The organism is Heyndrickxia oleronia (assembly GCF_017809215.1).
In the GTDB taxonomy this organism is placed as follows: domain Bacteria; phylum Bacillota; class Bacilli; order Bacillales; family Bacillaceae_C; genus Heyndrickxia; species Heyndrickxia oleronia.
Genome location: NZ_CP065424.1, coordinates 4,099,889 through 4,126,472 on the forward strand (window position 1 = coordinate 4,099,889; position 26,584 = coordinate 4,126,472).

Annotated in this window: 25 protein-coding genes and 2 pseudogenes; 7 read left to right on the forward strand and 20 right to left on the reverse strand. The window is 35.3% G+C overall.

The annotated features are described in order from the left end of the window. The first annotated feature begins 91 nt into the window (after positions 1-91). Positions 92-1,543 carry a MocR-like pyridoxine biosynthesis transcription factor PdxR gene (gene pdxR / locus I5818_RS20495; protein ID WP_058006577.1) on the forward strand — a complete coding sequence of 484 codons (1,452 nt, stop codon included), beginning with the start codon at positions 92-94 and terminating at the stop codon, positions 1,541-1,543. 419 nt (positions 1,544-1,962) lie between these two features. Here pdxR and I5818_RS20500 read toward each other — a convergent pair whose 3' ends face one another. Then, positions 1,963-2,442: a GNAT family N-acetyltransferase gene (locus I5818_RS20500; protein WP_071977753.1), complete on the reverse strand. Its 480-nt coding sequence runs from the start codon at positions 2,440-2,442 to the stop codon at positions 1,963-1,965. A gap of 1,168 nt (positions 2,443-3,610) precedes the next feature. On the opposite strand from I5818_RS20500, the gene I5818_RS20505 reads away from it, so the two are divergent. After that, complete coding sequence (locus tag I5818_RS20505) at positions 3,611-5,047, forward strand: YfcC family protein (RefSeq protein WP_071977752.1); 1,437 nt, start codon at positions 3,611-3,613, stop codon at positions 5,045-5,047. 82 nt (positions 5,048-5,129) lie between these two features. Here I5818_RS20505 and I5818_RS20510 read toward each other — a convergent pair whose 3' ends face one another. From I5818_RS20510 to I5818_RS20530, 5 genes are all read right to left on the reverse strand, one after another. Further along, entirely contained in the window at positions 5,130-5,864 is a 735-nt protein-coding gene (locus I5818_RS20510) for a LytR/AlgR family response regulator transcription factor (protein ID WP_078110173.1), read from the reverse strand. 23 nt (positions 5,865-5,887) lie between these two features. After that, positions 5,888-7,618: a LytS/YhcK type 5TM receptor domain-containing protein gene (locus I5818_RS20515; RefSeq protein ID WP_078110174.1), complete on the reverse strand. Its 1,731-nt coding sequence runs from the start codon at positions 7,616-7,618 to the stop codon at positions 5,888-5,890. 421 nt (positions 7,619-8,039) lie between these two features. Continuing rightward, entirely contained in the window at positions 8,040-8,567 is a 528-nt protein-coding gene (locus tag I5818_RS20520) for a cupin domain-containing protein (RefSeq protein WP_078110175.1), read from the reverse strand. Between the two features lie 482 nt (positions 8,568-9,049). Continuing rightward, entirely contained in the window at positions 9,050-9,490 is a 441-nt protein-coding gene (locus I5818_RS20525; protein WP_058006571.1) for an SRPBCC family protein, read from the reverse strand. Between the two features lie 269 nt (positions 9,491-9,759). Then, entirely contained in the window at positions 9,760-10,743 is a 984-nt protein-coding gene (locus I5818_RS20530) for an arsenic resistance protein (RefSeq protein WP_078110176.1), read from the reverse strand. 832 nt (positions 10,744-11,575) lie between these two features. Here I5818_RS20530 and I5818_RS20535 point away from each other — a divergent pair. The 3 genes from I5818_RS20535 (at position 11,576) to I5818_RS20545 (ending at position 12,132) form a co-directional block, all read left to right on the forward strand. After that, on the forward strand, positions 11,576-11,668 hold the full coding sequence (locus I5818_RS20535) for a YjcZ family sporulation protein (protein WP_276514084.1): 93 nt from the start codon (positions 11,576-11,578) through the stop codon (positions 11,666-11,668). Between the two features lie 75 nt (positions 11,669-11,743). Beyond that, a complete protein-coding gene (locus I5818_RS20540; RefSeq protein ID WP_078110554.1) occupies positions 11,744-11,869 on the forward strand; it encodes a YjcZ family sporulation protein in 126 nt (41 codons plus the stop codon). A 68-nt stretch (positions 11,870-11,937) separates the two neighbouring features. Beyond that, positions 11,938-12,132, forward strand: coding sequence for a hypothetical protein (locus I5818_RS20545; RefSeq protein ID WP_078110555.1), 195 nt, complete (start codon positions 11,938-11,940; stop codon positions 12,130-12,132). Positions 12,133-12,358: 226 nt separating this feature from the next. On the opposite strand, the gene hmpA is transcribed toward I5818_RS20545, so the two are convergent. Together hmpA and I5818_RS20555 are read right to left on the reverse strand one after the other, a co-directional pair. Beyond that, positions 12,359-13,579, reverse strand: coding sequence for an NO-inducible flavohemoprotein (hmpA, locus tag I5818_RS20550; RefSeq protein WP_078110556.1), 1,221 nt, complete (start codon positions 13,577-13,579; stop codon positions 12,359-12,361). 186 nt (positions 13,580-13,765) lie between these two features. Next, positions 13,766-14,785, reverse strand: a complete 1,020-nt coding sequence (locus I5818_RS20555; RefSeq protein ID WP_078110557.1) for an alpha/beta fold hydrolase — start codon at positions 14,783-14,785, stop codon at positions 13,766-13,768. A gap of 142 nt (positions 14,786-14,927) precedes the next feature. Here I5818_RS20555 and I5818_RS20560 point away from each other — a divergent pair, with 142 nt between their 5' ends. Then, a complete protein-coding gene (locus tag I5818_RS20560; RefSeq protein ID WP_078110558.1) occupies positions 14,928-15,836 on the forward strand; it encodes a LysR family transcriptional regulator in 909 nt (302 codons plus the stop codon). 77 nt (positions 15,837-15,913) lie between these two features. Beyond that, positions 15,914-16,048, forward strand: a pseudogene (locus tag I5818_RS20565) (MFS transporter); the annotation flags it as partial. 169 nt (positions 16,049-16,217) lie between these two features. On the opposite strand, the gene I5818_RS20570 reads toward I5818_RS20565, so the two are convergent. The 12 genes and pseudogenes from I5818_RS20570 to I5818_RS20625 all read right to left on the reverse strand — a co-directional run bounded on the left by I5818_RS20570 (position 16,218) and on the right by I5818_RS20625 (position 26,349). After that, positions 16,218-16,763: a GNAT family N-acetyltransferase gene (locus I5818_RS20570; protein WP_058006565.1), complete on the reverse strand. Its 546-nt coding sequence runs from the start codon at positions 16,761-16,763 to the stop codon at positions 16,218-16,220. A gap of 348 nt (positions 16,764-17,111) precedes the next feature. Then, on the reverse strand, positions 17,112-18,164 hold the full coding sequence (locus I5818_RS20575; RefSeq protein WP_078110559.1) for a flavin-containing monooxygenase: 1,053 nt from the start codon (positions 18,162-18,164) through the stop codon (positions 17,112-17,114). Positions 18,165-18,396: 232 nt separating this feature from the next. Continuing rightward, complete coding sequence (locus tag I5818_RS20580) at positions 18,397-18,876, reverse strand: hypothetical protein (protein ID WP_218958262.1); 480 nt, start codon at positions 18,874-18,876, stop codon at positions 18,397-18,399. Between the two features lie 395 nt (positions 18,877-19,271). After that, positions 19,272-20,042, reverse strand: coding sequence for a Cof-type HAD-IIB family hydrolase (locus I5818_RS20585; RefSeq protein ID WP_078111206.1), 771 nt, complete (start codon positions 20,040-20,042; stop codon positions 19,272-19,274). Between the two features lie 157 nt (positions 20,043-20,199). Further along, positions 20,200-21,147 (reverse strand): LacI family DNA-binding transcriptional regulator, encoded by a 948-nt coding sequence (locus tag I5818_RS20590; RefSeq protein ID WP_078111207.1) that lies wholly within the window; start codon positions 21,145-21,147, stop codon positions 20,200-20,202. A 33-nt stretch (positions 21,148-21,180) separates the two neighbouring features. After that, positions 21,181-21,489 (reverse strand): hypothetical protein, encoded by a 309-nt coding sequence (locus I5818_RS20595; RefSeq protein WP_071977741.1) that lies wholly within the window; start codon positions 21,487-21,489, stop codon positions 21,181-21,183. 281 nt (positions 21,490-21,770) lie between these two features. Further along, positions 21,771-22,154 carry a VOC family protein gene (locus tag I5818_RS20600; protein WP_078111208.1) on the reverse strand — a complete coding sequence of 128 codons (384 nt, stop codon included), beginning with the start codon at positions 22,152-22,154 and terminating at the stop codon, positions 21,771-21,773. 106 nt (positions 22,155-22,260) lie between these two features. Then, complete coding sequence (locus tag I5818_RS20605; RefSeq protein ID WP_078111209.1) at positions 22,261-22,539, reverse strand: ArsR/SmtB family transcription factor; 279 nt, start codon at positions 22,537-22,539, stop codon at positions 22,261-22,263. Between the two features lie 347 nt (positions 22,540-22,886). Next, positions 22,887-23,060, reverse strand: a complete 174-nt coding sequence (locus I5818_RS20610; protein ID WP_169846968.1) for a hypothetical protein — start codon at positions 23,058-23,060, stop codon at positions 22,887-22,889. Between the two features lie 568 nt (positions 23,061-23,628). After that, positions 23,629-24,799 (reverse strand): annotated as a pseudogene (locus I5818_RS20615) (IS256 family transposase). A 95-nt stretch (positions 24,800-24,894) separates the two neighbouring features. Further along, the gene (locus I5818_RS20620) at positions 24,895-25,512 is read right to left on the reverse strand and encodes an NAD(P)-dependent oxidoreductase (protein ID WP_209391810.1); all 618 of its coding nucleotides are present in this window, start codon (positions 25,510-25,512) and stop codon (positions 24,895-24,897) included. Positions 25,513-25,893: 381 nt separating this feature from the next. Continuing rightward, complete coding sequence (locus tag I5818_RS20625; RefSeq protein ID WP_071977736.1) at positions 25,894-26,349, reverse strand: carboxymuconolactone decarboxylase family protein; 456 nt, start codon at positions 26,347-26,349, stop codon at positions 25,894-25,896. Between the last annotated feature and the right edge of the window lie 235 nt (positions 26,350-26,584).

A 26,584-nucleotide genomic window follows, 5' to 3' on the forward strand; every position in this document is an offset into this window, starting at 1 on the left:
TAGTTGAAATATTGTCTTTGTCTCCAACCAATTGGATGGAACTCAAACCAACCAAGTTATATAATAGAAACAAAAAGAGGAGAACGTTTTGATGTTTACAACCGATTGGAAACCAAATAAATCATCGTCGGTACCTTTACATAGGCAGATCACTGATTTTATTAAGGAAAAAATAACAAATGGTGAATGGACGATAGGATATAAGCTCCCTCCTCAACGTACTTTAGCAAAAGAGTTAGGAGTAAATAGAAGTACAGTTGTAACTGCCTATGATGAATTAATAGCTGAAGGACTAATTGAAGGAAAAAGCGGCAGTGGAACCAGAGTGGTTAATAATACTTGGAATTTATTAGTAACCATGCCTCCTCCCGATTGGACTTCATATGTAAAGGTAGGAACTCACAAGCCAAATTTGCCAACGATTCAAGAAATAAATCAAGCTGAATTTATTCCTGACATCATTCGTCTTGGAACTGGAGAATTATCACCAAATCTTATTCCGAGCATGGCAATGAAAAAAATATTTCATCAATTGGCAAATAGAGAAATTTCTTATGGATATGAAGAACCGAAGGGGTTGCTGCCATTAAGAGAACAGATAGCCAACTATTTAAAGACAATTGGGATTTATGCTTCTCCTTCTTCTATTTTAATTGTATCCGGTGCATTACAAGCTCTACAGCTTATCAGTGTCGGTTTATTACATAAGGGTTCTACCGTATTAACAGAAAAACCATCCTATCTTCATTCTTTAAATGTCTTCCAGTCAGCAGGTATGCGTTTAATGGGTATCCCTATGGATAAAGAAGGAATTCAAGCCAAGCTTGTTAAACAATATAAAAAGCAACAAAAAGCTGCTTTACTCTATACCATTCCTTCATTTCATAATCCAACGGGTACGTTAATGACTATGGACAGGCGGAAACAATTGTTGGATACTTGTCAACAAGAACAACTACCTTTGATTGAAGATGATGTCTACCGAGAACTATGGTTTGATGAACATTTACCAAAACCAATTAAGTCTTTTGACAAAAATGGCCTTGTACTTTATTTGGGAAGTTTATCTAAATCTTTAAGTCCTGGTCTCCGTATTGGATGGATTGTTGGTCCAGAACCAGTAGTTGAGCATTTAGCAGATATTAAAATGCAAACCGATTACGGTTCTAGTTCTTTATCACAGTGGGCTGCTGTAGAATGGTTTTCAAGCGGATTCTACTCTAAACATTTAAATGAAGTAAGAGAACAACTGAAAATTCGAAGAGATTTTACTTTAGATACTTTGAACAAGTATTTTTCCGATCTAGCGGTTTGGCAAAAACCCACTGGAGGATTTTACATATGGTTGCGTTTGTTACCGTTAATTTCCATGAGAAAGTTATTTGAAATCGCACTCTCAGAAGGAATTTTACTAAACCCAGGAAATGTTTATGATCATCATGCTGAACAATATCTACGAATTTCCTATTCATTTGCTCCGCTTCCAGAAATACACGATGGTCTTAAACGCTTATCTATGATTGTAAAAATGCTAGCTAAATAAGGGCTTTTATTGAAGCCTTTTTTAGCTAGCGATTAAGTATTAAGAGCTGTTTACCTTCAATAGCTTTACAATCTTGCCATATTGATATTTATAATCACTTTATTTTTCTCTAAAAATAGAATAGTAGTAAAAAGCCAGGTAATATTTGAATCAAGATCAATTGTACAACCTTTATATCTCGAACAAGTTTCAATCCTTTTCCATTTACTTCCCCTAAAAAAAGAGCATCCTTTATTAAAAGAGTGCTCCAATAATTGATCAAGTAATTTATCCATACTCTTTAATTCTACTTTTAAAAGCGTGTTTATTTCTCATTTCCATGTAATGCTACAAGATCTCATATTCCATCCACAGCTATCAAAAAAATCTTTATTTAGCTGGAGAGTAATCTTGCAAAATCATATATGTATTCTACTAGTTTACGATAATTCCTTTATATACCAAGCGTCCATAGCACTATGCTCAGAACCATCTAGTGCCTTTTCAAGTTGTTGAAAACCTAATTTGATATAAAGGAGATTGGCAACTTGTAGTTTCTTCAATGTTTCTAAATAACAGTGAGTATAATGTTCCTTAGCGAAGTCGAGTGCTACTTTCATCAGCTCTTTCGACAAACCCATGCCTTGAGCTTCGGAGGTAATGTAAAGCTTTTGCAGCTCACAAATTCCCGTCTTCTGTCCAAATGGAGCAATACCCACACCGCCTAACACTTCATCCTTTTCATTCACTGCAACCCAATACTTTGCATTTGATTGCTCCTTGTAAAATTGTGTTAGATTGCTCAGTTGAGGGTCAAAATAGGCTGTTCCTGGAATGTTTAAGTTCAATGATTCCAAAGAACGCTTAATAATTTTTTCTATTGTTTGATTGTCCTTTTCTTTAATTTCACGAATCCTCATAGTTTTATCTCCATATCTACTAATTTATTTCATCTAATACTACTTCTTCTAGGTCTTTATTCAAAAAACCTGCCACCTTGGCAAAAATCTATCCCCGCTTCTTAAAAAAGGAATTGGTGTTAGACCAATCTTTCTCCATCCTATGCCAAATAAGTAAAGCAAGTATGAGACCTAAAAAAATACAAAAGATCGAAACAATCAAAAATTCAACAAAAGTAAAGTCTAGTCGGAACGATTTAAGAAGATATTTAACTATATAATAGTCAAGTATCAACGGTATTGATAAGACGATTCCATACAATAGGACAATTCGCCTTTTACCTTTTTCTCTAATTTGCCCCCAATTTACCATATAAATTGAGCCTCCTTAAATCAGTACATCGAATTACTTCATATTATTTATCTGTTCTTTAGTTAATGAATTGTAAAAGTAATCTATCCATTTAGTCGAAGTAGACTTAAAAGTAGGTTTTAAGCCTTTACTTACAAAATGATTAAGGTTTTTTTTAGTTGCACTTCTGTTTTCATATATCCCCGTTACAGTGGTCATGTTTTTCTCCATTTGGGGATCCATCCGCTCACTTTGGTTACCGTGTACTCGGGTTTTGCTCCCTTTGGGGAACCATTCCCTCTCTTTCGTTACCCTGTACCTTGGTTTTGCTCCCTTTGGGGAACCATTCCCTCTCTCTCTTTCGTTACCCTGTACCCGGGTTTTGCACCCTTTGGGGAACCATTCTCTCTCTTTCGTTACCCTGTACCTTGGTTTTGCTCCTTTTGGGAAACCATTCCCTCTCTTTCGTTACCCTGAACCCGGGTTTTGCTCCCTTTGGGGATCCATTCGCTCACATTAGTTACCGGAACCCCCGGTTTTTCTTCTTTTGCGGATCCATTCACACTCTTTCGTTACCCCGAACCCGTTCCCGTTCACAACTCCATTTAACTTTCATCCTAATATTGCATTCATCTCCCAAGTGCAAATAAATTCACATAATGACAAGTAAAGTGTGCAGTTCGTTTCGGAATGTGTACCTTTTGTTTTATATGTGAACACTTTGTCACAAAAACGTCCGAGATAGCGTTTTCTTTTTTATAATGTGTACATACCAAGATTGACTTAGTACTATTTGCACTTATTTGGTAATATCATACACATTCCGGGGGGAGTAACATGTTAAATACAGAGCAACTGAACACGGAACAGGAGCCAAAAAAGAAAAAGAAAAAATTTGAGATGCCACATATTTATGTCATTTTATTTGTTTTTAGTGCGCTAGCCGCCATTACCACCTATTTCATTCCGGCGGGGGAATTTAAACGTGTACCAGGTCCAGAAGGTCGGACAACAATTGACCCAAATTCCTTTCATCATGTTGAACAAACACCTGTTGGGGTTATAGACTTTTTAACGGTGATTCCACGGGGATTGATTGACGCAGGTGAGGTTGTATTCTTCACGTTTATCATTGGTGGGATGTTTATGGTTCTAAGACGTACCGGAATCATTGAGGTCGCTGTTGATAAACTGGCACGGAAATTCTCGCATAAAAGTATTATGCTCATTCCTGTCTTAACAACCGTGTTTGCCGTTATAGCAACATTGATTGGTACAGCAGAATTATCACTTGTTTACATTCCGGTTATTATGCCTCTTATTATTGCACTGGGTTATGATTCAATTACAGCAGCAGCTATTGCACTTTGTGGAACTGTTGTTGGTTTTACAGCAGGTGTTCTAAATCCGATTAATACAGGGCTTGGACAAAAATTATCGGGATTGCCTGTTTTCTCTGGACTTGGATTACGCTTAATCGTTTTTATTGTGACAGTTACGGCAGCTATTTTATTCATTATCCGTTATGCAAAGAAAATCAAAAAAGATCCAACACGTAGTCTAGTATATGAGGAAGATGTGGAAAAGCGTGCTTTATATACTAGTGTGGGAAAAGCTGAAGCTATTTCCGCCACTGCAAGGCAAAAGTGGGCAGCGGTTGTAGCGCTTGTATTCTTCGTCATTCTTGTATATGGTGTCATTTCAAAAGGTTGGTTTATGGTTGAAATGGCAGGACTATTTATCATCATGGGAATTGTCGTCGGAATGATTGCCGGTCTTAAATTAGGCGAAATTTGTGAAGCCTTTAACCAAGGTTTTAGAGATGTTTTAATGGGAGCATTTATAGTTGGGCTGGCTCGGGCAGTTGCTGTTGTACTAGAAGATGGTAACATTATGGACACGATGGTTCATACGCTTGGTTCGCTCGTTGGTGATTTGCCACCTGCATTAGCGGCAGTTGGTATGTATGTTGTACAGGTTTTTATTAACTTTATTATTTCGTCTGGTAGTGGACAGGCACTTGTAACCATGCCAATAATGGCGCCACTTGCTGATATGGTTGGTGTGACGAGACAAACTGCTGTTCTAGCGTATCAACTTGGTGATGGGTTCACCCATATATTTTATCCGACAAGTGGGTACTTCATGGCAGCACTTGCGATTGCAGGTGTTCAATGGCAAAAATGGGTTCGTTTCTTCTTCCCATTGTTCCTCATTTGGGCAGGAATTTCGGTTGTAACACTTGTTATCGCCCAAATGATTGGCTGGTCTTAATAAATTACAGAAATAGCATCCATCCTTTTAATGAAAGAATGGATGCTATTTTTTTATTTTTTGAAGGCAAGACGCAATCAACTTATTTAATTCCCAATTTTTGTTTAACATGTTTCGCGTAGGAGCGACTGATAGGTACTTTTGATCCATCTTTTAAAATTAAATTATACGCACGATTAAGCCATGGCTCAATAGCGGAAACCTGTTTTAAATTAACAATATATCCTCGATGCACTTGTAAAAAGTCATCTCCTAACTTTTCTAATATTTGATAAAGTAACAGATCTGTTTCATATTTATGCTGTGCGGTTTTAATATACGTTTGGCGATTTTCTGTTCCTATATAATAAATCTCATCAACTTGTACAATAATCATTCGATCGTCGTCTTTTACTGGAATTGTTTTTGTTCCCTGTGGCTGTATATCCTCTTGTTGCGGTTTACCACGATGGAACTGTGCATGAACTAGTAATTTGTCTACAGTTTTACGAAGCCTCACCCCATCAATTGGCTTAACAATGTAATCAATTGCATCCAAATCGAATGCATCAAGTGCATACGCATCATAAGCTGTAGCAAATACAATCATCGGTTGTTTTTTCATATGTTTAAATTGTTTCGCCAATTCCATTCCATTTCCTTTAGCCAGCTGGATGTCAAGGAACACCACATCAGGTTGACATTCATTAATATCCCATAGAGCTTCGTGCATCGTTTCGGACTCGCCAATAATCTCTATATCACCTGTTTCAGTTAATAAATATTTTAATTCCTCTCGTGCAAATTGTTCATCCTCTACAATAAACGCATACAGCATATCTACCTAACCTCTCTATGTAATTAAAATTGTATCGGTAATGTAATTGAAACGGTAGTTCCTTGCCCTTGTTTGCTTTCCATGTTAAAAGTCGCATCCCGGCTAAATAAAGCGGTTAGGCGTTCCTTAATATTAAAGAGTGCCGACCCACTTCCGTTTTTGGTGGAGTTAACAACACGCTGGCCTAAATCAACGAGCCTTTCTGGTGGCACGCCAATTCCATTGTCGATCACCGTTAACTGTAGTTTCGTTTCTGTTCGTTGCTTAATGTTAATGTGGATTTTGCCAATCTCCCCCAAGTTCTTTAATTCACCATGGGTAATCGCGTTTTCTACAAGCGGTTGTAGAATAAATGGTGGAATAAGAGCATGACTGAGATTCGGATCCATCTCGACGCTAAGTTCAAATTTATCAGGAAATCGAGCTTCTTCTAATGCGAAATAGGCATGGACATTTTCCAATTCTTTTTCGATACGTACAAGACGGTCTGTGAGTCCTGTCAAATTGTTTCTTAAAAAGGTAGATAAATGAAGTAACAATTTACGAGCGAGCATAGGATCCATGCGGCAAAGCGCAACAATTGTATTTAGAGCATTGAATAAAAAATGAGGATGAATTTGAGCATGGAGCGCCTTTATTTCGGCATCTTGCAATAACTGATTATAGCGTTCAACCTCTCCCAGCTCTAATTGACTAGAAAATAAATTACTAAGTCCTTCTGCCATTTCACGTTCAACAGACGTCATGAGAAATGGGTGGCGAAAATAAAATGTTAACGTCCCAATTGTTTTATCTTTCACAAGTAATGGTAATACAATAAACGCCGCCTTATTTGCATTTCGCGGATATAATGCATTCGTATAGGATCGAACGATTTTCATTTTCCCCGTTTGAATTACCTGCTCTCTATATTTAAGCTCAGATGGATTGCTGCTTCCACCTGTATGAGCTAGCTCTCTAATACCACGGGTAATTGCTACATGGTCGACATTGGTTAACTGTTGGATGACATTTGCGGCTTTTGATGCCGTGGATTCGTTTAACCCTTGACGGAAAAGTGAAAGTGTCCGGTCTGCAATGGATAGTGCAGTAGCCGTTTGATTGGCACGTGTTCGTTCCTCAGCCTGAATCACACTATAAAAAATCATCGCACAAATCCAGATACCAATACTATTGATGACGATAATCGGAATTCCAGTATAGCTAATTAAATGAAAAGCTGTCATGTGCTGGGTAGTAATCAATGGGATAAGTAGAATTTGAATGATAAGGATCAAAAGACCAATTAAAAACATAGGTAAAGGTCGAATTAAGCCAATTCCACGTAGTTTACGGCCGAAAAGTCCAGCTAATCCACCACCTACAAGTGAGGCGATAAAACTGGCATTGCTAATAAATCCCCCCATAAATAAACGATGTCCACCTGCAATTAATGCTGATCCAAGTCCAACAATTGGGCCTCCAACCAGGCCTCCAATGATAATGCCAATATTACGTGTATCGGCAATGGCATTATCCATTTGAAGTTCAGGATTCCATAAGTTAGAAATTACATGTGCATCTGGATTGACTACGATGGCTGTATAATTTCCTATGACACCAAATAATCCAAAGAGCATAATCATAACAAAGCTACCTTTGATGTTTAAATCCCGATAAATCATCTGTCTAAAAATAGGCAGCCGTGTAAAGAGAAAAGCAATCGTGATGATAAGCGTCATTCGTGATAGCATTTGTGATAATAAATCCCACATGTTAAATCTCCGTTTCTTCTACACTCTTAAATAAACTTCTTTTTCATAGTAAGGGTTTACAGGAAACTTGGCAATAAAATCGTTTATGTACCACTTCATACCTTCTCTGATTTAAGATAAAAATTTTAGTTTGGAAATCAAAAATGCTATTTAGTTGTTATACGTATATGATTGATTTTCAATAAGTCAGTCTTCACTAATAATTTACATCAAAAATAAAACAACTAATTTTAACCCCGTCCTAAAGCAGTACGGGATAATACGTATTTGAGGTTTTAAAACTAAATAAAGTTTATAGTCATTTTACATTTGGTATAGTACAATCGTAGACCTTTTCATTGAGGTAAACTGCCAATTCGTGGATTAACAAAAAGGCTTTACTCCTCTTTGAAGTAAGCCCCAGAAAGTATTAATTAGAATTCTATTTTTCCGCCGCTAAAGCCTGTGCTTTAGTTAAATGAACCGTACCGAATGGATGTTGTGGAGGAGCATATATAGAATAAAGTTTTAAAGGGATATTACCTGTATTCGTTACATTATGCCAGGTGCCAGCAGGTATCATAATGGCAAAATCATCATAAACTTTTTGAACAAAATTTAAATGATCTTTTCTCTGTCCCATTTGCACAACCCCTTGACCTTGTTCAACCCGTAGGAATTGGTCAGTATTAGGGTGAATTTCTAAACCGATGTCTTCACCAACATTAATACTCATCAATGTCACTTGCAAATGTTTTCCTGTCCACAAAGCAGTTCGATAAGTATTGTTATGTTTCGCAGCTTCATTAATATTGACTACAAATGGCTTTCGCCCATAATCTTTCACCTTATTTCTTTGGTTATTATAATTATTCCAGTAATCAGGATGTCTTATATAATTATTATGCATTTGAACATTAGCCCCATAAACATTAGATTGGTATGGATACATACAGGAGGTATAGTACATCTAATTCATTCCTTTCAAAGATTTATACAAATTATCGTATGCATTATTTAATGAGAGTGTACTTAATGTATAGGTACTTAGCCCAAAACAATTAGTCAACAATTTAATAGATCTATTGAACAAAAGATAGTCAACTAAACTGCTACTTATGCATAAGAAAAAGGCTCCCTGTTAAACATTCACCCCTATAGTTTAGAAACCTTTACAAGAGAAGCCACTATCAGTTTTTCACCTTTATTTGTTCTAGCATGAATTAATGATTGTATGCGATAAACATACCTTCTTACATAAAGTGGTTCTATTCTTAAAAAAACAGCGCGTTTATATTCTTGAATTGCACCCATTATTGATCAAAAAAAAGAAGCCATCCTCTTTTGGATAGCCCCTTTCCACTAATTATTGAATTTCTAATAAACTTTTTATACTAGCATTCGTCACTTAGAAGAAATCTCCAATATCATTCAGCCTTCAATCTTTGAAAACTATGAGAATACTACTATTTTACGTGCGATAGATTCTGTTAAACGAGATGCTACTTTTGGAACAGCCCATTTAATGATTGGTGTTAGCACTGCACCCGTTAATCCACCTGCATGAACATTCACCGTACAAGTCATTGTTGTTTTACCATTACCATCTTCTGCAGTAAATTGACCGCTTCCTGTAAAATTATCTGATAAACCTTTTAGTTCAAATTTAATATTTGAAGGTTCATTCCATTCAGTAATATCAACCTGAGCTTGTATTGTTTTTTTAATACCTTTCACATTACCTTCAAATGTCCAGATAGATTGCTTGTCATTGATGAGTTTATGTTCTTTATAGGCTGGCACTGACGTCGCCCATTTTTCAAGATCACTGACATAATCCCAAACTGCTTGTACATCTACTGGAATGTCTACTGTATGTGTTCCCGTTGCCATTATGATCCCCACTTTCACTATGTATAAATAGTAAATTTACATTTCACAAAATAATTATTACATAAAAATGCATAAACTTATATATCTAATTGTTATTTAGCTTTCCTTTTTCCATTATTGAACTTAAGAAAATACCGCTCGTCTATCCTTTAATCAAAAAAGGCATCCCTTATTAAAGGAATGCACCCGTTACACCAAGTACATTTCTTCTCTGCCTGACCCTTTCCTCTTTATACAGCTTTAATTGTTCTCTCTATCACTCACAACAACTACTGTATTTTAGATTCGGAATGGTCTTTAATTATTAACCTTGGAATAACTCTTATATAGATTAATTCTCCTATTAATTCAATAATTGTTTGTGTAACAATCACTGCAGCAGCTAATGTTGCCCAATTTTCGGGTAAAGCTAATGCTAATGGAAGGACTACAAGCGAATTTCTAGTCCCTGTACTAAATATTAAAGCTCTTCCTGCCCCTTTATCCAATCTAAATATATTGGCGATCAGTCTAGATATAAATGGTGTAATGATTAAAAATAAAATATATATTGGAATGACTCGTACAATTAATTCCCAATCACTATAAACCCTTCCAATTTGAGAGGAAACGACCACAATTAATACTAAAGCCATAAATGGAACAGGTAACCAAGTTGTAAACTCTAGTACTTTCACTCCAATTTCTCTCTTCTTCGCCCATACTTGAGAAATTACGGCAAATATTAAGGGAACAACTATTAAGAATAGAAAAGCTTCAAGAAATGGAGCTACTTCAAAAACTCCTGCCATCTCTTCACCAATAAATATCCATAGATATACAGGAAGTAATATCATTTGTACGACAAATAGGATAGGTGTAGATGCTAAGATTAATTTTTCATTCCCTTTCCCAAGTTGAGTAAAGACAATTACATAGTCAATACATGGAGTAAGTAAAACTAAATAAACCCCTAATAAAATTGGAGGTGATTGAGGGAACATTGCCGTTAAAATCCAAACAACTATTGGAACAGCTATAAAATTTCCTATTAATAATGCAGAAATAAATCTGAAATTTGCTATAGCCTCACGCAATTTTAAAAATGGAATTTGAGCAAACATTCCATACATAAGAATAGCGATGAGTGGCGAAATCATCCATTCTAAATTAGTTCCTATACCTTTGTTGATTCCCATAATCCCTCCAAAAATTAGCGATCCCCCATATATCCAAATTTGCTTATTTTCTAAAGTCTCCCTAGTAATTTTCACAGCATACTCCCTCTTACCGATATTCCCTTTTAACAAAGCATTTTATTCGTGTATTTAGTTTACCATACCTTGAAATTTCTAAATGCTGTGGTTACTGTACCTAACACACTAAAACAGCTTGCCTATATTATTAAAATGATACTAAGAAATGGTTATAATTATTGCATAGAAATCTATATCCTCATTAAACTAATCCTTCCTGTTAGTTTAAGAGACCCGTCTCAATGAAGAGGGGATCTTTTAATTATTTTCTATCATAGGTTTTTCAACGATGCTAATAACAAAAGTATTGTCTATACTAAATGCAGGAAAAACCATTGTCGAATAACCTCCTCTAACACCTTGCATTGTTTTCGATGCTGACTCAAATAATATAAATGGAGTATCACCAAAACTTCTTGCATTATTACTACTCTCCAATAAGATAACTTTATATTGGATACACACTGTTTATCTATTTTTTCAAAAATACTTCGACTAATATCTCGAAATAAATATACCAGGATTAGCTAGTTTGACCTTATTGTGAAGGTATTTTTACTATGGACAATGATAGGTTTAATCTACAATTTATAAATACAAATACACTCGTCCAAGCAGATTATTAAATTCTACATAATTTATATATTAGCTGCAGCCACCACCATAACGATCACCTCCCAGAAAAAAGCGTATGTCTATTGCATACGCTTTTTTCCATAGGATTTAAATCTATTAGACAAACATGGATTTTCTACTTTTTATTACGTTTGTCCATTCCATCATATTAGGATTTACATAATGTAATAGTGGATAGATTATAGTATCTAGTTTATGAACAGGAGGTGTGAATATGGGAGGCACAGGAATGGGGTTTGCTTTAATTGTAGTATTGTTTATTTTGCTTATCATTGTAGGAACTTCTTTTGTAGGAGGAGGTTATTAATTGATTCTATTTGATTAATAACAACCCTTCTTATGTAAGAACGAACTCTAAATTATTATATGGAGGTGAGTATATATGTGGAGTGGAGCAGGTGGTTATAGTCATGGCGGAACCTCATATGGTGGTGGCAGTTCCTTCGTATTAATCGTTGTATTGTTTATTTTGCTTATCATTGTAGGTACTTCTTATTGGTCATATTAAGTGAACACACCACTAAAGGACAGAAGCCTCTGTCCTTTTGTTTAATACAAAAAAAGGGAAGTGACAAAATGAATCCAATGATGAGATATCGAGGAGAACCAGTTGAAGTAAGAATGCGTGACGGAAGAGTATATCGAGGAGTAATTGGTGGGGATCCACCTCCAGGAGGGTTCTTCTTGATATCGGGTTTCAGAAGAAGATTTATGCCATTTGCAGCAGTTATTTTCGTCTTTTCATTTCGCTTTAGAAGACGTATTTTTTAAATCATTCTCGAAAGCCCTTCTCATTCGAGAGGGGCCATTGTTTCAGGATTTTTCTCCATTAATTCTTAGTATCTTTTACACGTCAATAAGATTCTAATAGTAAAATAATCATTATTATTATCAAAGATGTTGGTAATACGAGTTAGATTGACTGTCTCCCTTAATTAATCAATAGTGATTTACAACTTTAGTTTAAATGCTCACTAATCAACCTTTAAATATTTAATTAGTCCTCTCCCAAAATAGCCACTGGACTAAAGGATTCATAATGAATATGCTCCGCTGGTATACCCCATTCATTTAATATTTTAATAACAGAATCCATAAAAGGAATAGAACCACAAAAATAAAAATCAGCATTTTTGTCTGATACATTAGATTTTAAAAATTCCAAATCAATATATCCTTCCTTATCAAAGTTTTTCTCCTGTTTATCCTCATTTGTTGGTGAATCATAACAAACTAAGGATTTTAAGTTTGGATGATTGTTTTCTAATTGCTGAATGTGGTCTTTAAAAGGATGATACTTACTATTCCGCGCTGCGTGTAAAAATATTATTTTACGATTAGGTTGTTCCGTTACAGCAGTATTTAACATACTAAGAGCGGGAGTAATTCCAATACCACCACTAATCAGAACAACAGGAGTGCTTTTGTTATCTAAAACAAAATCTCCCGCCGGGGCAGAAAACTGAAGGATGTCGTTGGTTTTAATTTGTTTATGTAAATAATTCGAGACAATTCCTTCAGGAGTGTTCGGATGTTCATCCTCTCGTTTCACACTAATACGATAATAGTTGGTATTAGGAGCTTCAGAAAGGCTGTAATGACGAATATGAGTATATTTTTCATTTGGAATTTTTGCCTTAATGGTAAGATATTGCCCAGGTTTATATGTTGCAATTCCTTTACCATCCTTGGGCTTTAAATAAAAGGATGTAACATCTTCGCTTTCTCTCACTTTTTTATCTACATAAAAATCTCTATAGCCTTCCCATCCTCCAGGTTGATGCTCAGTTTCTTCATAAAGCTTTTTTTCAATGCTAATAAACGCATCCGCAATATATCCATAAGCCTTACCCCATGCATCAATTATTTCTTCTGTAGCAGCTTCACCTAGTACATCCTTTACTGCTTGCAATAACGTTTCACCTACCACTGGATATTGATCAGGTGTTATACCAATCGCCCGATGTTTTTGAGAAATTCTCTCTATTACAGGTTTGATTGCCTCAAGATTTGTTATATGTTCTCCGGCGGCATACACAGCATATCCCAAAGCTTCTTGTTGGAGTCCTCTTTTTTGGTTCGTTTGATTAAAAATGTTATTTAATTCAGGGGCTTTATCAAATAATAGTTTATAAAATCTTTTCCCAATTTCTTTACTATGTTGCTTTAACACAGGAGCAGTGGTTTGAACAATACTAATTGTGTTTTCATCAAGCATAATCGTCACCCTTTTAATAAAAATATTAGTGCAAATATACCTTTGTAGATTCATTCATCATGAAACACAATTAGTTTGTCCTTTTCATAAGTAAATACTCGTTGTTTTCAGCAGTGGCCAGCCTGTCGAGAATTATACTACAAGGGATATTTGACATTTTCCACCACAACAATGATTCATGATAATCTATTCATTTATACTTAGTGCCAATAAGCGTTTTAGATTGTCATCAATAAATTTATTATCGACCTTGTTGATTCCACGACCGGCAAAATGGCCCCAGATTGACTCAATAGGATTAAAAACAGCGTTCGGTATAAGCATAGCCTCGTATTTGTTCTCGTCCGCTGTACAGAATAAATCCGTGCTCCCTGGCATGATGCAGGCAAGCGCTTTAATGCTTTTGAGAGCCTCATCGAAATCTCCATTATAGGCAGGGTCTGCACCAATATCTGCAAATTGTCCTGTCCATAACATGGCAAGGACATTGTGCGGATCCATATTCATAAAGCTATCCTCCCAGACACCAGCCACAAAACCTTCCAATGAGTCATACCCCATCTCCCGATAAAGTTCCTCTCTGTAAAACGCCTGCGATAAGCCCCAGCCAGCATAAACACGACCTACGGCGCGCATTTCTGCAGAGGTCAATTTATTAATTTTACTTGAATCAAATCCAACTGCTGCCATGAGCGCTGCTTTCATTCCATCAAGTACTACATACGTTTGCGGCCAAGTCTTTGCTCCTCCGCAGAAAGGTGCTATTCGTTCTACCATGTCTGGATAACTTGCCCCCCATTGGAATGATTGAATGCCTCCCATCGACCATCCAACTACGAGAGCAATCTTTTGAATGCCGAATTTTTCAGTCACCAACCGATATTGTAATTTAACGTTGTCATAGATGGTTACCTGTGGAAAATTAGCCCGATCGAACGGAGGAGGTGTGTTACTAGGTGACGAAGATAATCCGTTTCCCAGCAGATTTGGAACAATAATGAAATATTTCTGTGGGTCTAGTGCCATTCCTTTTCCAATTAACCATTCATTCTGAACATGCTGGTCTCCAAAAGCAGTTGGATAGATGATCACATTATCTTTCTTTTTATTCAATTTCCCATAAGTTTTATAAGCAAGAAAAGCGTTCGGTAACGTCACTCCTGATTGCAAGGTTACGTCACCCAACTCAAAAATCTCATAATCCATGTATTGTCTCTCCCTTCAAAATGAAATACAAATATTTAAAATGTATTTCTTGTTGTTAGTATAAAGCCGTGGTAACCTCAATAAAAGTGAACAAAATTCAAAGTAGTATTCAAAAATATTGAAAGTATATGGGGGTAGTATGATGGAATTACGTCAATTGAATACGTTCCGTACGGTTGCATCCACTTTAAATTTCAGTCGGGCAGCGGAAGTGCTAAACTACGTCCCCTCCAACGTCACGATGCAAATCAAAGCATTGGAGGAAGAGCTTGGTGTTCGTCTATTTGACCGTTTGGGCAAGCAACTCGTTCTCACAACTGCTGGTAAGCGCTTTTTAACTCATATTCAAAGTGTTCTGGACAAGTTGGACGAAGCCCGCAGTATCATTCATAACAATGAAAATATAAGCGGCACCCTAACGATAAGTGCCAACGAGGTTCTTTGCGCCTATCGACTTCCAGCAGTCTTTCAGCGTTTTCGTTCACGTTATCCTGGAGTTCGTCTCATCTTCCGCTCTGTTCCAAATCAGCAACTCAAGCAAACGCTCTTTGAGGGAACCGCAGATGTAGTATTTATGCTGGACGAACCCATTCTCTCAACTGGACTAACAGTGGAACCGTTGCTGGAAGAAACTTTCCGCTTTTTCGTCGCTCCCGACCATCGTCTTGCGAAACTAGCTGTTTTACAGCAGGATGATTTTCAAGAAGAGGTATTCCTAGTTAATGAAAAGGGTTGTACCTACCGAACCATGTTTGACCGGTCATTTGAGCAAAAGGGCATTGATAATATTACTTATTTAGAGTTTCAAAATGCCGAAGCCATTAAACAATGTGCCATTGCGGGAATCGGTATTGCTTTTCTTCCTGAAATAACAGCCGAAGCCGAAGTTGAACGGGGGGAACTTGTTACTCTTCCATGGCATATTCCGGACTTGCACGTATATACTCATATGGCATGGCATAAAGACAAGTGGCTTTCTCCGATCATATTATCCTTCATAGAAGCAGCAAGGGAGGTTATAGCTATAGAGGCTGCGAAAAAAACCGTTTAGCCTAATCATTGATATTTTTCTCACTTCTGTTGCGTAGGTTATTTGTAGAAATTTAATACTTACATTTAGTAGTAAGGCATACTTACTATAAATTTAATAGTGAAGTAACTTTACTTATTGGAACAGCTCTGCCGTTAATCGCTTTAATCGTTCATTTCATAAATAATACTACATTAAAGGGATCAAAAACCAAAAGTAAATACTTGAACTAATAATGAATGTACCCCAAAAGTTAGGACAAAAATCTAACTTTTGGGGTAGCATTATTTCGACATCAGGAACCTTTTGGACTTAACTTCCAAATAGCTGATACTCTATCTTCTATAAAAAAGAGTGATACCCAGTAACTCTTTAGATAAGTACCAACATCCATTTATAGGCTTACACATCCAAGCTGTTGATGATAGCTAATATTTGATGATCTGTCCATTTGCCATTAATCCTTAGATTCTCTTTAGCTATACCTTCCTTTTTAAACCCTACTTTTTCTAATACACGAATAGATGCTATATTGTCAGGCATTGCTCCTGCTTCAATTCTATGTAACTTTAATTCTCTAAAAGCAAAGTCTACAACAAGTTGAAGAGCTTCCGTTGTGTAGCCTTTTCCATTATACTCCTTATCTAAGGTAAATCCTGTATAACAGCTTTGAAGGTCTCCCCTAGTAATTTGAGTTAATGAAATGTCTCCGATAAGTTTATCATTGGCTTTTAAAAAGATTCCAAAGGGATATAATTGCCCTTCATCTGTCTTTTTTAATGCCTGTTGAAGGCGTATTTTTTGATATTCCTCTGTATAAAAGGCTTCTGGGAGTAATGGGCTAACCCGTTGAAAAAATTCACGATTTCTAGTTTGTAAGCTAGCCAACTCGCTGGCGTCAGAAATTTTGTAAAGTCGAAGATAAATTTGATCCCCTACTAGCTTCATAGAACCCCTCCAACATCTTTTTACTACCATTTTATTCTAGTTATTAAAGAGTATGATGTATATTATTATCTTCATGTAAATTTTTTTGTGCTCTTTTAGCACAAAAAGAAAAGCTGATTTTAACTCTTGTTAGTCAGTTCTCCCCACATTCGTTTAAGTGTCTTTATTTATAAACTATCAATCTAAAAATAAAAATTAAAAAGCGTTAATCTATCTAGATCAACGCCATGATTCATTTAAGTGTAATTATTACTTTTTCTAAAGAACACTGAACATCTGATAATAGTTTAATTCCTCCTTATTTCAGTAAGCATTTTTCCTAAGCGAGCAAGTTTCCTTTTACATACTTCAATTCTTTGCATTCTTAATACTCATTAAATTGTTTACAATATATTCTGCATCGTAGCCAACTCCTTGAAGTAAGGCGGAACCACGTCGATATTGCCAAGGTAGGCCAATAAAGTAAAGACCATCTATTGACGTTTTCCCTCGATCATGTATGAGTTTTCCATCCTTGTCGAAAAGTTCCTGTATATTCAGCCAGGGTAATTGATACTTAAAGCCAGTAGCCCAAATAATGTTATTAAAAGTTAAAGCTGAAAAATCATTAAAAATTATTTTATCGTCTTGAACATCTATGGCCCTTTCTTTTAACACCACATTATTCTTCTTTATTTCATGTTTTAATTCATACCCGAATATAGGGTCACCATTCTTTTGCATAATCTTTCCGATTAAAGATGAATGATTTGCTTTTAAAATACCAAACCTATCAAACCACCAAAAGATGCTTTTTTTATTAAACACTAGTGGTAGGAACTTGAAATTTTTACTATGAGATAAAAAGGTTTTTCTTTGCTTAGATAACTCAACGGCAATCTGAGCACCACTATTTCCACCACCTACCACTAAAACATTTCCATCTGCAAGCTGTGAAGGGTTTTTATACTCAGAAGAGTGTATTTGGAAGATTTTATCTGATATTTTTTTAGAAAAGGTCGGAATGTTTGGTGTCTGAAAAGGTCCTGTAGCAATAATAAGATTTTTGGTCAAAAATTCCTCTTTATTAGTTCCAACTTGATAATAATTACTTTTCTTAGAAACACTTGTAACTTCAGTATTTAATTTAATTGGTAACTCATACTTTTGTACATACGTCTTTAAATACAAGGCAATTTCATTTTTATTCGGAAAACCATGTTTGTCTCCCGCCATTTCCATACCAGGTAAAGAGCTATACATACGTGGTGTAAATAATACTAAGGAGTCATATCTCTCCTTCCAGCTCTCTCCAATCTCCGAGCTTTTATCAAGAATAAGAAATTTTTTTGATGTTTTTTTTAAATAATATCCAATAGAAATACCTGCCTGACCAGCACCTATAATGATAGTTTCATACATTGTTAAAAACACCTCGATATAATATGAATATACGTTCATATATTCATATTATGTGTAAAAAGATAATAATTCAACTAAAAATTAACAATTTTCCATTTGGACTTATTCCTCTAGTATGCACATTCCTTTATAAGACTAAAGCATCCCTTATTAAAGGAATGCCCCATCGCTAGCTGAAAAAGAAACGGTGCCCCTTCCTTAAAGTACCGATTACAATTTGCAGAATAAAATTTTATTTACTTTTCAATATTTTTAAAAGTTGCAATCCATCTGACGAGAAACCGCTATAGGAACCCATCCATTTGGGATATTTAATTGGAATTGCTGTTATTAAAAATTGGGTTATACTAAACATAGTTATTCCTTGAAAAAGAGAATGAAAAACACCATCCGAAGTTGTGGACCATAGCCAAAAAGAGATAAGCGAGAGGATTAACGACATCAAAGGTCCTCCAATAAAAAACGCCAACTCTTGATTTTTCTTTAAGTCTCCTGCTGAATAACAACAGCCAAAATAGGACCATTGGATATGAAAATCAAGTCTTCCAATATGGAAATTCTTCTTATTTTCTTTTTCATTAAATTTACCTAAATAAATAGAAGCTCGAGCACCTGACGATAAAACGACACCAAGACCGTGACCTACTTCGTGCAATAATACACACATTGGAATAATTAAGATATAAAAAATGGCAAATAGTAAAATCCCCATTACCTCCTTCTTTAGTCGAGCAACAGAAAAAGGCATACTCCTTAATATACGAACGCATCCAGTACCTAAAGTACAAATTACAATAAAAGCAAATCCCTATGTAAGTACCTTTCTCATGATTGAATCTCTATTTTTTCGTTCGTAATCTATTTACGAATGAACAGTAAATTGGTTTCATCTTGTTCTACAAATCTGCCTCAATAGAGAAATAACAAGCTCTTATTTTCGCAGTTTTGCTTAATATTCCTACCTTACCTGATCAATCTAATAGATTTGATACGTAATTAATCGTTATCTAATAAAAATAGAAAAGTACTTAAAGAAGGAGGTGAATACGTCGAAGAGTCCTCGAGAATTTTTTCGATGTGTATATAAATTTTTATGTATTTCTCTTGTTATATTAATGACAAACTCTTAAGAGCATTGTAAATTCCATGTTCATCACAACTATCAGTGATTAAATTGGCTTTCTCTTTAACTTTAGTTTCCGCATTTCCCATTGCCACCCCAATTCCCGAAAATTCTATTAATTTAATGTCATTCATGCCATCTCCGAAAAAGACAATATCTTCAGGCTTACATCCATTTTCTTTTGCGATTTTCAAAACTGTAGTTGCCTTCGATCCCTCTCTAGGTATAACATCTACACCAAATTTGTGCCAACTCACATATCTGAATTCATTGATAGTGTAAATCTGAAGATCCTCTGGCTTGCAGAAAAGCATAGCTTGAATAATTGGGTTATTACTCCAAAACATTCCATCATAATCAGGGAGGGACCATCCTAAACCTTCGTAATCTTTAATTAACGACTCCCCAGGTTCTTCGAAATGTCTTTTTAATCCGTTCACTGTTTGGAACACAATCTGATCATTGTTTTCCGTCGCAATTTCAATTAGTTTCACCATAGATTCTTTTGAGAATATTTCCTCATGTGCTAATTCATGACCGACATAGCCGACCGATCCATTACATAAAACATATGTATCAATTTCAAGTTCGTCAACAATCGATTTTGCTGTTGTATAGTCCCTTCCTGTAGCGATGCCGATATCATGTCCTTTTTCTTTAAGAGAAATCAAAGCTTGTTTAGTACTGTCGAGAATCTTCATTTCTGTCGTTAATAATGTTCCATCAATGTCAAAGACAATAAATTTCTTATGCATTTTTCTTTCACCACATTATGCTACATTTTTTTTGATCTTACTACATCAATTTACATTGAATTTGCCGTTTTTTTCACCTAACATCTCATAGACTTCTACACAATGAAATGCTCATTAATCCTTAAGTGCTATAAATTGTCTTTCCACTTCTATATTGTTAAACAGATTCTCTTTCTACAATGCGATAAGGTATTTTTACTTTTTCTTTCGATTTTTTTATCACTAGGCTACAAGCTTGTTCACCGATTTTCGTTAACTGGTGATCTACTGTAGAAATCCCCATACCGATACCAATTGGTTGATTTTCTTGACCAATGATTGCTAAATCAGCAGGGATTTTCAATTGTTTAGACTTCGCATATAAATATATACCACCAGCCACTTCATCACCATTCGCATAGATTGCTGTTGGTCTTTCAATTAAATGCAGGAATTGCTCAGCTGCTTTATATCCGTCTTCTAAGCAGTGACACCCTGAGATATGATATTCAGGGCGAAGTTCACCAAAAATTTCATTATAAGCATCAATCATTTGCTTTGTGCTATTGCTTTCAAGCCTAGCTGTTGTGAAAGCTACCGCATAATGTCCTTTACTTTTTAATAATTGAAATGCCTCTAGATAAGAAGAATAGCGATCCATATAGGAACATCCAATTTCATTGTGCTGCGTATATTCACAAGATACGATTGTACCATAATCACTATATGGAATGATCGTTTCCCAATCATTTGCTCTTGAAGTGATAATGATGCCATCATACAGTTTGCTTTTTAATTTTTGCAAATACTCTACTTCTTTTGCTTTACTATAATTTGAAGGAAGCACCGTGATCGAATAATCATTCTCTAATGCCTTGTTTAGTACACCGTTTAATATTTGATCAAATGCTGGATTATTGTTATATGGCAAAATAACTCCTATTGTTCTTGTTTCTCCTCGAATTAAATCAATGGCATTTTTATTAGGTGTATAGTTCATTTCTTCAATAACCTTAAGAACAGACTCTCTTTTCTCTTTAGCAACATACTTATAATTGTTAAGAACTCTAGAAACAGTAGAGACTGATACACCCGCTAATCTAGCAATATCGTTAATATTTGTCATTACATTACCTCCAACATATATCGCCAAGGAAACTTACGAGTTTACTTTCAAATTCTGAAAACTTTTTATAAAGTTTTGGAGATTTCCATTAAAAACCCATCTTACCGCAATTCTGTGGTCTCCTAAGATAAGTGTAGAATGTTCTTCAATATCTCCTGTTTCTCCTTCAAACCAGAAAGACATTTCGATATTTAATAATTTGGGGCTTATTACATGTAACCTTTTATTGGTTAATACCAAATCTCCAAAGTATATATTTTGTATTCCATCAAAGATTTCCAATAATCCTGTAAGGGTAGATAGTACATATTCCTCTCGCTGAAGGATAAATTTTCTATTCATCTTTCTTCTCCCTTCTTAAAAAAAGCTTACTTTCAATCTAATTTATGAAATGCATTTCAAGTCAAGATAAAAAGCAAACTTAATTTTTACAGGATCCAATTAATCTGGAAAAAGGAGTCATGCTATCTATTATTAAATTAACATACACCGTTTGTGGAGCAAAAAAAGAGCTGATTAACTCTTGTTAATCAGCTCTAGCCCCTGACAATACTCAGAATGTTACATTTTATCGTATAATACCAATGTTATCCATTTCTAACATTTAGAACAGGGAAAACATATTACTGCTGGATTATCTGAATTAAGTTTCCACTAGTATCGTCGAAGACAGCTATTATGTCTTCTCCAATTTTTTTCGGCTCCATAGTAAACCTCACGCCGTTTTCCGATAATCGTTCGTACTCTTTATGAATATCTTCAACACCAAACATTGTTGCCGGGATACCATCGGCATATATTTTCTTTTGATACTCCTGGGCAGCAGGATGATTGTTCGGTTCGAGTATAAGCTCGGTTCCATATTGATCTTCTGGAGAAACAAGAGCTATCCACCTAAATTCTCCGACGGGAACGTCATGCTTTTTTTCAAAACCCAACTTTTCTGTATAAAACTTTAATGCCTTCTCTTGATCTTGTACAAATAAACTGGTAACAATGATTTTCATGATGTTTTTCCTCCTTTGATATTATGACGCAAGGTACTATGCTAACTAACTGGCTTCAAGTAAAACGACTACACATCTGTCAGAATTCCTGTTCCGATTTATAAAACTACTCTATCCATCCTTCCAGCAAATTTTTAAGTGGTTCGTTGTTGAAAATAATTACTCGATATTTTCCCTTTCGTTTTGATTTTACGAGTCCTGCACCTTCCAATGTAGAAAGATGTTTAGCTATCGCCTGTCTCGAAATGGAAAGGTTATGATTCATAATAAGACGTGCCGTAAGTTCATACAATGTCATCTCGTTGCGTTCGGATAATTCGTCTAATATAAGTCGGCGAGTTGAGTCGCTAAGAGCTTTGAATATAGTATCTTTATCCCATTTCATATTTTCAGTATATGCAACTTTTTGGTTGCTGTAAATATTAAGTAACTTTTTGGTTACCTATTATATATAAGCAATTCTATAGTTCCTTGATAAAAAAACGTATCATGCAATCTCAACAGTTAAATTCATACAAAAAGTAGGTTAAATGTTTTTATATTTTTAACATGTACTTCTCCAACTATTCTCCTCCTTTAACACAAAGACTGAAAATCGCTCCCTATGGTAAAAAACAGTTCCTTATTGCAAAAAATGTTTGTACTATGTGAGTTAGTACCTCTCTTTTACAATTTTTACTCCTATGATATTCCTCTTACTTCCTTCGCATTTATTCCATAAAAAAATTCACTTTATGAAAAAAAATTCTTAAGAAGTTCACTTTCATTTACCGATATACTATACTTTAAATCTTTCGTTCTCAATACAAACTCTTTGACTCCAATAAATTCTGATTCGGCAATCAAATAGAATTGTGTTCCTTTTTTATACCCATTAAATTGCCTTTTAAGTGTATATAACTTCATTGATAACCTCTATGGTAAGTTAATATGATTTTTGTTTGTGTTTTTTGGATCTCTTCGTAAACTTTGTTGCGCTCTATATTATTGTGTAAATTCGGACATGTAGAGCGAATCTAGGTAATCGAGTCCGAATCAGATCCCTTCAGCATAAAAAGACTATTATTAAATAAAGGTGTAAAAAACAACCATTGCGAATACAGCTTTTTTATATACGGAATTATACCATTAATAATAGCTGTGGAATCGTATACCCTTCTTCAATTAATCTTCCCCTTCCGTGGAAATGAAGCAGCAACTCCTTTATTTATTCAACTAAAATTGCATTTCTAAAATAGATAGTGTATGAAATTATTATTAGTAGGCAATCCCTACACGCATTTTAGTCAAGTCCTGGTTTTTGTGTAAAATCACTGGCAAGTACTTTCAACCTTAACCCTTTTATTTTTTTTGCGAAACTTCCATGGATTTTGAACTTCATATCCGGTAAGGGATGTCAAATGGTTTTCAATTTGACATCCCTTACCGGATATGTGATCATCCATGATGGAAGTTTAGCTGAAAATAATCTGTTCTATCTTCCACCCATAAGTGCTTTTCTCTTAGCGTAAACCGTATCCTGATATTGCATTAGAACAGCTCCAATCAAGCGAAAAGCCGATTGGGTGTTTGGAAAAATACGTATGACCCTTTCTCTTCTACGGACTTCTTGGTTCAACCGTTCAAGGGAATTGGTACTACGGATGTGGCATCGGATACTTTCGGGAAAGATCATATACTGATGGTATCTTCGAACCCCTCATCTAATATAGAGAGTGCTTTTTCAAACTTTGGCTCTGTCCCGAACCTACTCATTAGCTCATCTTTAAACAGACGGATATCATCAATGGTTACTGCTTCAAATACGCGTTTGATCATTGTCTTGATTTCAGCCGAGCTCTTTTGGGAAGTTTATCAAAGATATTTCGCTTAAAATGGACATTACATCTTTGCCAAGCTGTCCCAATAAATTCACGCTGTATCGCTTTTTGGAGACCTTGATGGGCATCAGAGATGATTAGTTTGGGAGATTGAAGGCCCCGTGATTTTAGCTGTTGGAAGAACTGCCCCCAACTCTCATAACTTTCCGCATGGTCAACACTCAAGCCAATTATTTCACGTGTATTCTTCTCAGTAATGGCAGTGGCAATATAAACAGCCTTGGAAACAACGCTTTGGTGCTCGCGCACCTTTATATACATAGCGTCAACGAATACGAAAGGGTAGTATGTTGTATTTAAGGGTCTCTTAGCCCACTCGTTCACAATGGGATCAAGCTTTTGTGTAAGTGATGATACAAACGACTTGGAAATGTTCTTGCCGCAAAGCTGTTCGACAATATTGGTAACATTCCTAGTTGAAACACCATTGATGACCATTTCCAGCATAGAGAGGACCAATGCCTGGTCACAACGGGCATATTTTTCAAAAACGGTAGTTGAGAATTCCCCGTTGCGTGTCCGTGGTACCTTAAGTGTTAAGGTACCGATGCTCATCATAAGATCACGTTCATAATAACCGTTGCGATAGTCACGGCGTTCAACAGCTCGTTCATAAGGTGCAGCCTTTAAATAGTCATCCCTTTCTTTTTCCATAAATTCGTTTAGTACTAAGACAACCGCTGATTTTATAACCATATCAAGGTTGGAATTTACAATGGCTTCTTTTAAAACATCCAAATTTAGGTTAAACTGTACTTGAGTCATTTTTATTCCTCTTTTCATTGTTTATCGTGGTTGAAAACAGTGTTGCCAAGAGTGAATAAAATGACTCATTTTTTTTGCATTTTCTTTTTACACAATTATACGGACTTAATCCGCATTTTTATATAATCGCTACTTTTTATTTGACTAAATGCAAATTCAGCAGTATCCGACACTGAAATTTTAATACCATCCTCCGGCAAAAAATGACACACTGTTCGATATTTGCCTAACCTTTCCCCATCAGGTAAATATGTAGGACAAACAATCGTCCATTCGAGTTTTGATTGTTTAAGCATATCGTAGACTTTATGATGTTCTTCAGCTGCACGGGTTGATTTTTGCTTAGATTCACTTGACTGATAACGTAGTAAATATGGGCTAATCCTACTTTGCAAAATTCCAGCAGTTCCTATAGTAATAATTCTTAGTATATCTTCATGTTCCATTGCTTTGATAATAAACGGCATACTGTTTGATAAAGTGGTTGTCCCATCTGTATTGAGTGCACTAATAACCACATCAATTCCATGCAATGCGCGTACAATATCGTCTTTATTTAAAACATTTCCTTGAAGGATAGTTAAATTTTCATGATTTAACTGAATCTTTTCTGGAGTCCGAACTAATACAGTTACATGATGTCCGTCATCAAGAGCATAAGTAACTATTTGGCCCCCAACTCGTCCAGTTCCACCTAAAATTAATATATTCATTAAAACGAATCTCCTTTTAAGAATCAACATATTACACTAAACTAGTATATCTTCTATTTTAAATAAGTTAGGATTTCTTTTAAGTATATAATTTCACAATCACTTTAAATTTAGGTAAGGGATCTAGTTCTGTTTAGTGATAATAAAATTATTGAATTTAAGTTTTAAAAGATACGAACCCTTCTACATTTTATTGTAGTAAGGCTCCTTAAAGTTGTTTAATAATTATTCAACTAAGGTCCCCTTATAGTTTAATAAGAATACCTTCACAATCTTTTGTGTAGGATCATACAAAAAAGACGCCTTATCACTAAAGAAAAGCGCCTGATTGCTGATTATAAATATTATTAAATGTATCCGAAACGAACACCATAAGATGTGTTACTGAGAGTTATTATTTTCAGTTGCTGTGTTCCCCATTGCAATAGAAATTCTATTCCAATTATTGATTTGATTGATTATAAGAACTAGGTCAACATATTGCTTCTCGTCATAATATTCACGTACTCGTTGATAAAGCTCATCTGGCACGCGTTTTGTCGGGATTAAAGTCACGTACTCTGTCAACTCAAGAGCTACTTTTTCTGCATCTGTGTAAAATGTACACTCTCTCCAAGCACTAATACAATATAAACGTTGTTCCGTTTCTCCCATTTTTCTAGCATCTGCCGTGTGCATATTCAAACAATACGCACAACCATTTATTTGTGAAGCCCGAATTTTTATCAGTTCACGTAGTTTACGGTCTACACCTGTAGTTTTCGTATACTTCTCCATTTCCATCATTATTTTAAGTGCTTCTGGCGCTACGTTGTAATAATCAATTCGTTGTTCCAATTTTATTCCTCCTTTTATTTCTTTTCATTTAAGATTGTATTAATTTAGATGCTAATCTTGAAGCAGCCATTTCAGCTTCTTTATAAGACGATAATTAAAGATCAAGTTAATCGCCGATTAATATTGTCAATGATATATGCAATAATTATTTTTGTCAAATGAATAAAATCTTCCAAAAAGGATATCTTTTATTTGACTAAAACCCTAAATGCACCTAAGATACAATTTGATAATC